Source organism: Planomonospora antibiotica, assembly GCF_014647955.1.
GTDB lineage: Bacteria > Actinomycetota > Actinomycetes > Streptosporangiales > Streptosporangiaceae > Planomonospora > Planomonospora parontospora.
This window is the reverse complement of sequence record NZ_BMQE01000096.1, coordinates 1-8,613: the sequence shown is the minus strand read 5'-3', so window position 1 is coordinate 8,613 and position 8,613 is coordinate 1. Positions and strand designations below refer to the sequence as shown.

Sequence of the window (8,613 nt, the reverse complement as noted above, 5' to 3'; positions counted from 1 at the left end):
GTGGTACCTGCCACGACCAAACCTCTCTCGGTTCGGTCTCCACGCTACGAGGGGAAGCTCACCTTTGCGGTGTGTTTTCGACGCTAGGAGTCGGCGGAATAAGGTGCTTCGGTGAGAGCGCGCGACTTCGGCTAGGTGGATTCACCTAGCCCGTGGTTGACCGCCCACAGCGCGGCCTCGGTGCGGGTGGTGACGCCGAGCTTGGTGAAGATGTTGCGCAGATGGGCCTCGATGGTGCGGACGCTCAAAAAGAGCGTTTGCGCGATGTGCTTGTTTGTCAGGCCACGGGCAAGCAGGCCGAGTACCTCGATCTCGCGAGCGGACAGGCGATCGATCGTCGTATCGGAGACCGGTTCGCCCCTGGCCAGTGCCGCCAGCGCCTGAGTCGCCAGCATCGGCGGCACGACGACCTCTCCCCGTCCCACGGCCACGAGGGCGCTGACCAGATCGGCGACCGTGCCGTCACGGGTCAGGCAGCCCGATGCTCCGGCCGCCAGCAGGTCGACGACCTCCTGCGCGGTGTAGGCCTCGACCAAGACCAGCAGGCCGATGTGCGGACAGGCGTCGTGCAGGCGACCGATCACGCTTGGCCGCTCGCAAGTGACGTCGATCAGAGCGGCGTTGGGCCGAGCGGCTGTCAGCAACGCGCCGGCCTGCTGCTCACCGTGGGCGACGAGGACGTCGCCGATGCCTGGCTGGGAGCTCAGCAGCGCGTGCCAGGCCGCGCCGACGAGCGGCGCGGCCTGCACGATGACTTTGGTGCTCATACCCCCAGGTCCCGTTCGTTGTGCCCGGGGCGGCCGGGTGAACGTGGTCACGTCCTCGCCCGCAGTGTCCCACTGATACGGGCAGGGGGTACATAGCGGATCAGGTTTGGTAGCCGATCAAGGTCATCATTCCCGCTTCGGCGTGGTAGATGTTGTGGCAGTGGAGCATCCACAGGCCCGGGTTGTCGGCGGCGAAGTCCACCTCCACGCTCTGGTTGGGCAGCACATTGACGGTGTCCTTGCGCAGACCGGTGGCGGCCAGGGCGAAGGTGTGTCCATGCAAATGGATCGGATGCCACATGGTGGTCCGGTTCACCAGCGACAGGCGGACCCGCTCGCCGGACCGGATCGTGTGGATGACCTTGGGGTCGTATCGGCGGCCGTTGAAGCCCCAGTCGTAGCGCATCATGCCGCCGGTGAGCTCCAGTTTGATCGTGCGGTCCGTCGCCTGCTGCGCCAGCCGTACGGCGGGCGCGGGCCGCAGCCGCGCATAGCGGGCGATCGCCCCGTCGAGCTCGGCGGGGCGGGCGTCGATGGGCGGGGCAGCGGCCTTGCCGGTGCGGATCAGCCCCCGAGCGGCCGCGCCCTTGCCCTCGGCCTGGGCCACCAGAGGAAAGACACCGTCGTTGAGGGTGACCAGCACGTCGTAACGCTCCCCCATGCCGATCAGCACGGTGTCCACCTCGAGCGGCTCGGTGGCAAAGCCGTCGGTGTGCGTGACGGTCAGCCGGTGCTCGGCGAGCGCGACGCGGAAGGCGGTGTCCCCGGCAGCATTGATCAGCCGGATGCGAAGGCGGGTGCCGGGCTTGGCGCGCAGCACATCGGGTGCGCCGGGAAGGCGTCCGTTGAGCAGGAAGTGCGGATAGCGCACGTCACCGGCGTCACCGCCGAGCAGCAGGCTTCTGGCTCCCATCAGCATGTGATCACCGGTCGTGCCGGGGGAGGGTGTGCCGCCCATGCCGGGCATGGCGCCGTGGTCCATGCCGGATCCGCCAGTGAGGCCGGCGAGCACCTCATCGGGGGTGCCGCTCACCCCGTCCAGCCAGTCGTCCAGGACGACGACCCACTCGGCGTCATAGCCGAGCGGCTCGCGGGGGTCCTCGACGATCAGCGCGGCGTACAGGCCGCGGTCGAGCTGGATACCGGAGTGGGGGTGGAACCAGTAGGTGCCCGGGTCGGGCGCGGTGAACTCGTAGACGAACTCGGTTCCCGGCTTGATCGGCTGCTGGGTGACGCCCGGGACGCCGTCGGCGTCATTGCGCAGAGCCAGCCCGTGCCAGTGGATCGAGGTGTCGGCGGGGAGCCGGTTGGACAGCCGGGCGCGCACGACTTCGCCCGCGGTGACCCGGATTTGCGCTCCGGGAACCTGCTCTCCGTAGGTCCAGGTGCTTACGGTCGTGCCGCCCAGATCCACCTGCCGCTCGGCGGCGGTCAGATGGAACTCGCGAATCGCGCCGGGACGCCGCCGGGCTTCGGCCGCGCGCACTTCGGCGCCATTTGGGGAGACGAAGGCGCTGGGGACCTCGGCGCGCCGGGTGGTGCAGGCCGTCAGCGCCGCGGCGCCCACCAGCCCGAGGCCGCCGCGAAGAAGAGTGCGTCGATCGATCGATCGCATGATTGATGCCTCGCTTGATCACCGGTATGGATGAGGACCCGCGAAGGCCGGACACGGTAAGAGCGCGGATGATCGCTTTATGTCGTCGTGTCCGGCCGAGGGTTCTACATCCGCATGACCGACAGGCGAGAGAGCAGGAGCCCGTACCGCGGCCGGCCGTGCCGGGCGAGCGGGCGCCTCCACCGTCCGAACACCGCCGCGTTCGCCGTGATGGAATGCGCCTGCCGGTGGAGAGCGAGGGAGGCCAGAACGGTGAGGGCGAGAAGGATCGCGACGCACACCGACAGCGGGTCCAGTGCGCCTGAGGGAACGTGCGCGGGGAGGTCGCCTGATGAGAACGCCCCGGGGGCGGAGCCCGCCGCCGGGAGGTGGTGGTCCTGATGGACCGTCCCGGGCATGACGTGCGTCACCCCGAAGGGGTGTTCCATCTGCGTGGGGTGCCCGAGCGTATGCATGGATCCCACCCCGAGGGCGAGCAGGATGAGCAGCGCGAGCCGGGAAAACAGACCGGAGGCCGTGCGGCGGTTGGTCATCGGTCTGCTCCTTCCTGTGGCTCTGCGGAGGGGTGAGGAATCCAGAAGTCTCTCCCCGGCCAGCATCTACTACGCCACATAGCAGTTTATGCGACCCGTAGTGACCTGGGCTCTAAGACGGCCAGGTGCAGAGTTCCCCGGAGGTCGCGCAATCCCCCGGCTGGACGTCGGTGAATCCGGCCGCGCCGGGGACGCGGCTGCGGCGGCCACTCTATGGATCAACCATGGCGGGTCGGGGGTGGGTCGCTGCGCGTTACCGGGCTTTGCGGCGGAGGCACCGGGCAGGCCGCCATGGTTTGAAGTCGGCGGCGTAGCGCATAGCCGAGGAGCGCCACGGAGGCTGCGGCGAGGACCGGCTGGAGCGGAGCGAAATATGACACCGCGCCGCTGGCGCCGAGCGCCAGCACGATCAGCTTGTTACAGACGGGGCATCCCACGGCGAGAACTGACAACACGCCACCGACGACGGTCTTGTTTCCCTCCGCCTGTCCGGCCTTCGACCGTCCGGGAGCGACGTAGGTGGCCACGATGAGGCCGCTCAGCGCGGCGGTGACGATCCAGACGGGGTAGTTCCACCACGACACCGGCGTCATGCGGCTGAAGAACGGGGTGTCCACGATCGCGGTGGGCGTGCCGATGACCAGGGCCGCGATCATGCCGCTCGTGACGGCGACGGCCCACTGCCGCCTGGTCCAGACGCGCACATCTCCTCCTGGGCGGGGTAGCGGTATGCGGGTGGTGCCGCGCTGATGCTGAAAGCCGGAGCCTCACCGGGTGAGGCGGCCTGCGTACCACGCCACCGTACGGCGCAGCCCTTCCTCCAAGCCGACGGCGGGCCGCCATCCGAGCACTTCGGCCGTCGGCGCGGTGTCGGCGATCTGGGCGATGTCCAGGGGGCGGTCGGGGATCGCCCCGAACCGGGGCCGCAAGGAACCGCCGGCGATCTGGAAGAGCAGCTCGACCGCGTCTTTGACCGGCCGCCCCGTGCCCGTGCCGATGTCGAGGATGCGCCCGGCGGCCTTGTCGCTACGGCCGGCCACGACGAAGGCCTCGGCCACATCCTCGACATACACCCAGTCCGCAGGCTTGCTTCCGCTGCCGAGCTGGGGCTCCTGGCCGCGCAGCAGGCACAACGTGACGTACGGGATCACCTTGCGGGTGTCCCGCTGGCCGGGGCCGTAGACCATCGTGGGCCGCAGGACGGTGACCGGCATGTCCCACAGCCGGTGGAACAGCTGCCCGTATTCGGTGGCCGCCCACTTGGCCATCGCGTACGGCGAGGGCGCCGGCGCATGCCCGTTGGCCGGTCGTGGTTCCTCCGACGACCCCGCAAGCACGACTTTGACGTCCGGCCTGTCGGCGGCCGCGGTCAGGATGTTGACCGTGCTGGCCAGGTTGCTGTGCAGCGTGGGCACGACGACGCCGGTATTCCTGGCGCCGTCCACCTCGCTGGCGAGGTGGAACACCACCTCCGGCCGGGCGGAGGCGAAAAGCTTCGCGGTCGCATCCGCATCCCGCAGATCCGCGACGTGCCAGGTCTCACCGTATTTCGGATCTTGGGTGTGGCGGCTGACCGCATGGACCTCGGCCTCGATCAGGCTCAGGCGCCGCAGCAGATGGGATCCGATGAACCCGGTGCCGCCGGTGACCAGCACACGCGTTGCGGACATCGCAATTCCTTCCATCGTGATCGTATAGCTCTTATGAGCAGGTCAGCCGCGGTTCCAGGGCGTAGACCGTGTGGAACTTCTGGTTGCGGACGACTTCGCCGTCCTTGACGAAGATCCGCCACGCGTCGATCGAGAGGCCTTCGGCGCCGGGCATGGGGATGCAGTCGGGACCGGAGCCCGACCGCGTGGCGAAGCCGCGCACGTCGTGGCGGGCCGAGCTCTTGGAGCGGATATCGAAACGCTTGGTGCTCCAGAACTGCACCGCTACCGAGGTGTCGGCGCTCTCCACCGTGAGAGACCGGGCCGTCTGGGCGGCGAGTTCGCGGCGTAACCGCTCTTCGGCGCTGCGAGGGGACAGGCCCCCACTGTCGACCCCGCCGGCCGTGGTACCCGGCGGCACTTCACCGGCGAAGGCCGCGGCAGGAAGGGCGTATCCGAAAACCAGCAGGACCAGCGCAGTCCCCAAAGCGGGTCGCGACCGTGACGGCGTTCGCAGCAAGCATGGCCACCTGCGCGAAACGGCGGGGAACCGGCGCATGATCGATCAGGCGTCCACGCGGTGAAGGAGCCGCACCAGTGCCCGCGTGCCGCTGCGGAGGTCGATCGTTCGCGCCGCGCTTGCGTGAGCGGATCGGTGAAACGGGTCACGGCCACGCGCCACTCCCGCTCGGAGAGTGCACTGCAGGCGTTGCTCGGAAGGCATCGGACCGTCCTCGCTTCCATCGTCGGTTCGGCTCTCCGGCGCGTGGCGCGGTCGCCAGTGTAGCCTGAATACTACGATAGATAGTAAATGTGACCGTATGTGGCCACCTCGGCGCCGGTGCGCACCAGGCGGGGGTGGGGGCGCGGGCCCGATCGGCCTGCTCGCCGCAGAACGGCTGCCAAACAAGACCGTGCGGGGTGAGGATCGCGATATCACCGGTGACGGCTGGGTGGGCTGACAGTCTGAAGCGCGGCCTGGAAAGCGGATGCCTCCTGGGCCGTCATGCGCTCCAGGAAATGCACGAGGGTGGCGGCCTGGTTGCCGCCCTGGGCAAGGGCGTCGTGCATCTGCTCGGCCGTGTAGGACTCCTGGCTCATCACCGGCTGGTAGATGTAGGCCCGGCCCTCGGCCCTGCGCTCCAGCAGCCCTTTCCTGTGCAGGGTGTCCATCACGGTCATGACCGTGGTGTAGGCGATATCCCTGTCCCGGCGGAGCGCTTCGAGCACATCGCGCACGGATGCGGGCCGCGGATAGCACGACCACAGGAGGCTCATGATCGCGTTTTCCAGTGCGCCGAGTCCGAGCATCGCACGTCCTCCTTCCCAGCGCTCAGGCATAAGCCCTATATAAGATAGTAGATGGGGGCTGTGCGGATCGCCACCTCACGCTTGCCGCGGCGACGCCCTGGGGGGCGTCGCCGCGGTCGTACGGATATCGGGCAACGGCTTGTGTCGAGCCCGGCGCGGGCTGTCGCCGGCACCATGGCCTCCCGTCCCCGGCCCTGCCGCCGTGCAGAGCCGGTGCGCTTACCGCTTGACGGAGATGTGCGGGTGGTCGAAGTGGTTGGCGGTGACGCTGCCACGGTCACTCATCAGGCGCCAGCCCTCGTCGGCCCGGTCGGGGTTCCAGATGTGCTGGGCGAAGATGATGTACTTGATGCCCAGCCGCTCGGCGTTGTCCTTGGCGTAGTTAGCGATGTCCCAGCCGCGCTGGAGCTGCTCCTTGGAGGGCATGCGGCCGTTGGTGTTGAGCATGAAGTCGGCGGCCTTGCCGGTGGGGTGGTCGCTGCCGGGCATGCCGCCGTCGGCGCGCCAGGCACCGATGACGGGGAACTTGCCGAACTTCTGGTCGATCTCGTCGATCACCTTCTGCATGGTGGGCGTGATGCGGCTGCCCCCGCCGATGACTTTCGAGGGCTCCCGCGTCTTGGTGACGCCGCCGGTGGCGGTCGGCGGTACGGCGGTCGCGCCGGGAGCGGGAGCGGGGGTTGCGCTCGGGGTGGGCGCCGTCGTGGTCGCCGGAGCGGGCGCGGTGGCGCTCTGCCGCTTCTTTTCGGTTGCGAGCGTGGCCGCGAAGTCTGGTGCTGAGGCACTCGCCGCGGGACGGGCCTGCAATTGGGCGAACTGAGTCTGCAGCTGGGTGACGCGTGCCGCGATCGCGGCGATACCCTCGGTCATCGCTGGTGTCCTCACAGTGAGCTGAGCGTGCCCCAGTACTATGATCACTGCATAGATCACAGTCCTGAGACCAGGGCTGCCTGTCCATGGCACTGCACAACGGGTAAGCGATCCGTGCTTGACTCCTCCCGTCGGCAGCCCTGCCGCTGACCTGAGCTTTTCTGCCCGTCACCCGCGACATTCATGATCAGGCGCTGGCGGAATGCGCTGGCGGATGCGGCGATGGGGCTCGCGGAGCACTGTTTCAAGACGGGTGCTCAAGACGGAGACGGCCACTCTATCTACTACATTTCTTAGTAGAGCGAGGGGGGAGAATGAGACCAGAGCGTTTTGTGGCCGAACGTACAGCTCGCCAGTGCTTGTCCCTGCCGTCGAACCGGCTGGGGATCTACCTCGCCCTGCGTCACTGGTGCGCCCCGGGCCAGCGGTTGCTGATGTCGCCGATCTCGGCTGATGAGATTTTCTTCCTGGTGCTGGCCGCCGGCCTGCATCCGGTGCTCGCGCCGGTGTCACCCTGCGACGGCAACATCGATACGACGGCCGTGGACCTGGACGCGGTGGATGCCGTTTTGACGAGCAACCTCTACGGCCTGCCCGACGATGTGCGAAAGCTGGCGGGAAAGCCGCTGATCGAGGACGTCGCCCACGCGATGGACGTCACTGTGGACGGCAGGCCGCTGGGGACCTTCGGCGTGGCCGGGGTGTTCAGCTTCTCCAAGCACGCCGCCGCCGGGGCTGGCGGGGCCCTGGTCGTGGAGGACCGCAATGACCTGCGCGCGCTGGAGAAACTACGTGACGAGCTGCTCCAGCCGGGCTCGCTTGCGCGTGACATCGCCGCCGTCAGCAGATCCCTGGCCCGCCAGGCCGCGCTCCGCTCCGGGCTGGTACGCCCCGCCCTGCGTCTGGCCCGCGCCTTCGGCATGGAGGAGGAACGGGACGGCTACCGCATCGGCCTGCGCGCCGATGACCTGGCGGCGGCGCTCGGATGTGCCCCGGCGCTGGCGCCCTTTGACCTATGGGCCCGAGCGGACCTGCACGCCTTTCGCCGCCGGCCCGGTCCGGTGGCGCGATGGCATCAGTCTCGCCGACTGGAACGCCTGCCGCAGGCCAACAAAAGGCGCATTGCCGGGGTTCAGCAACTGGCGGCGCTTCCTGCTGCCGCCAGGGCGGTACGAGGGCATCTGGAGCAGCCGATCTTCCGCGTGCCCTTGCTCGTCGAGGACCGGGACGCCGCGGTCGCGGCCTTGGAACGAGCTGGCATCACCACCGGCTACATCTACGATCCACCGTACGACGACTACGCCGGACCTCGATTCGTGCAGCCGTCACCCACACCCGAGACAGCACGCTGGTGGAGCCGGCACGTACTGCCTGTCGACCCCCTCCAGGCCCGGCGCGCCCTTCCCATCGTCGAAAGACTTCAGCCGGCCCCGTTGCCCAGATGATCATCCCGGGCGGCGAAACACAATGATCGCCATGCCTGCGACCAGGGTGGCCGCGGCCCATGCCACGGCCACCGGCCGACACCCCCAGCCGCCAGGCTGCGGCCGATTCGAGCCACGCCCTGCACCGGAGCGGCTGCGGATGGCACCCGCCGTCGGTCGCCAGGCGCCTACTGCATCACGAACTCGGTGAAGTAAATGTCCATGATCTCGCCCTCGTAGGCCTTCTCCACCTTCTCCACCAGTTCCCGCTTGGCCAGATCCAGGGCCTTCTCCGACGACAGCTCATCCACCGGCTTGTTGCGGAACTGCTTGATGGCCAGGTCCAGGGCCTTGCTCCCATCGGGAGCCTCCTTGACCTCCTTGCCGGGGTTCCGCAGTTGATGTAGCGGGATAGTCCGCGAATCTGGGGATTGACGTGCGGAA

Annotated in this window: 10 protein-coding genes; 1 reads left to right on the top strand and 9 read right to left on the bottom strand. The window is 68.4% G+C overall.

Going from position 1 to position 8,613, the window contains the following annotated elements; genetic code table 11:
- Positions 1-131: 131 nt before the first annotated feature.
- The 8 genes from IEZ06_RS35125 to IEZ06_RS35090 all read right to left on the bottom strand — a co-directional run bounded on the left by IEZ06_RS35125 (position 132) and on the right by IEZ06_RS35090 (position 6,745).
- Positions 132-767, bottom strand: a complete 636-nt coding sequence (locus tag IEZ06_RS35125; RefSeq protein WP_189240988.1) for a response regulator transcription factor — start codon at positions 765-767, stop codon at positions 132-134.
- A 100-nt stretch (positions 768-867) separates the two neighbouring features.
- Positions 868-2,382, bottom strand: coding sequence for a multicopper oxidase family protein (locus tag IEZ06_RS35120; RefSeq protein WP_189240987.1), 1,515 nt, complete (start codon positions 2,380-2,382; stop codon positions 868-870).
- A 104-nt stretch (positions 2,383-2,486) separates the two neighbouring features.
- Positions 2,487-2,915 (bottom strand): hypothetical protein, encoded by a 429-nt coding sequence (locus IEZ06_RS35115; protein WP_189240986.1) that lies wholly within the window; start codon positions 2,913-2,915, stop codon positions 2,487-2,489.
- Between the two features lie 218 nt (positions 2,916-3,133).
- On the bottom strand, positions 3,134-3,619 hold the full coding sequence (locus IEZ06_RS35110; RefSeq protein WP_189240985.1) for a hypothetical protein: 486 nt from the start codon (positions 3,617-3,619) through the stop codon (positions 3,134-3,136).
- Positions 3,620-3,682: 63 nt separating this feature from the next.
- On the bottom strand, positions 3,683-4,585 hold the full coding sequence (locus IEZ06_RS35105) for an NAD-dependent epimerase/dehydratase family protein (protein WP_189240984.1): 903 nt from the start codon (positions 4,583-4,585) through the stop codon (positions 3,683-3,685).
- A gap of 31 nt (positions 4,586-4,616) precedes the next feature.
- Positions 4,617-5,051 (bottom strand): hypothetical protein, encoded by a 435-nt coding sequence (locus tag IEZ06_RS35100; protein WP_189240983.1) that lies wholly within the window; start codon positions 5,049-5,051, stop codon positions 4,617-4,619.
- Positions 5,052-5,500: 449 nt separating this feature from the next.
- Positions 5,501-5,875: a BlaI/MecI/CopY family transcriptional regulator gene (locus IEZ06_RS35095; protein WP_189240982.1), complete on the bottom strand. Its 375-nt coding sequence runs from the start codon at positions 5,873-5,875 to the stop codon at positions 5,501-5,503.
- A gap of 219 nt (positions 5,876-6,094) precedes the next feature.
- Positions 6,095-6,745, bottom strand: coding sequence for a VldE C-terminal domain-containing protein (locus IEZ06_RS35090; protein WP_189240981.1), 651 nt, complete (start codon positions 6,743-6,745; stop codon positions 6,095-6,097).
- 314 nt (positions 6,746-7,059) lie between these two features.
- Between IEZ06_RS35090 and IEZ06_RS35085 the strand changes: the two genes are divergently transcribed.
- Positions 7,060-8,190, top strand: a complete 1,131-nt coding sequence (locus IEZ06_RS35085; RefSeq protein ID WP_189240980.1) for a DegT/DnrJ/EryC1/StrS family aminotransferase — start codon at positions 7,060-7,062, stop codon at positions 8,188-8,190.
- 167 nt (positions 8,191-8,357) lie between these two features.
- On the opposite strand, the gene IEZ06_RS35080 is transcribed toward IEZ06_RS35085, so the two are convergent.
- Positions 8,358-8,613: flagellar basal body-associated FliL family protein (locus IEZ06_RS35080; RefSeq protein WP_189240979.1), on the bottom strand; the 256-nt coding region annotated here is incomplete at its 5' end.

Excerpts from the sequence above, each read along its gene's own strand:
- IEZ06_RS35085 (WP_189240980.1), top strand. The coding sequence starts at position 7,060 with ATGAGACCAGAGCGTTTTGTGGCCGAACGTACAGCTCGCCAGTGCTTG.
- IEZ06_RS35095 (WP_189240982.1), bottom strand. The coding sequence starts at position 5,875 with ATGCTCGGACTCGGCGCACTGGAAAACGCGATCATGAGCCTCCTGTGG.
- IEZ06_RS35105 (WP_189240984.1), bottom strand. The coding sequence starts at position 4,585 with ATGTCCGCAACGCGTGTGCTGGTCACCGGCGGCACCGGGTTCATCGGA.
- IEZ06_RS35090 (WP_189240981.1), bottom strand. The coding sequence starts at position 6,745 with ATGACCGAGGGTATCGCCGCGATCGCGGCACGCGTCACCCAGCTGCAG.
- IEZ06_RS35125 (WP_189240988.1), bottom strand. The coding sequence starts at position 767 with ATGAGCACCAAAGTCATCGTGCAGGCCGCGCCGCTCGTCGGCGCGGCC.
- IEZ06_RS35120 (WP_189240987.1), bottom strand. The coding sequence starts at position 2,382 with ATGCGATCGATCGATCGACGCACTCTTCTTCGCGGCGGCCTCGGGCTG.
- IEZ06_RS35115 (WP_189240986.1), bottom strand. The coding sequence starts at position 2,915 with ATGACCAACCGCCGCACGGCCTCCGGTCTGTTTTCCCGGCTCGCGCTG.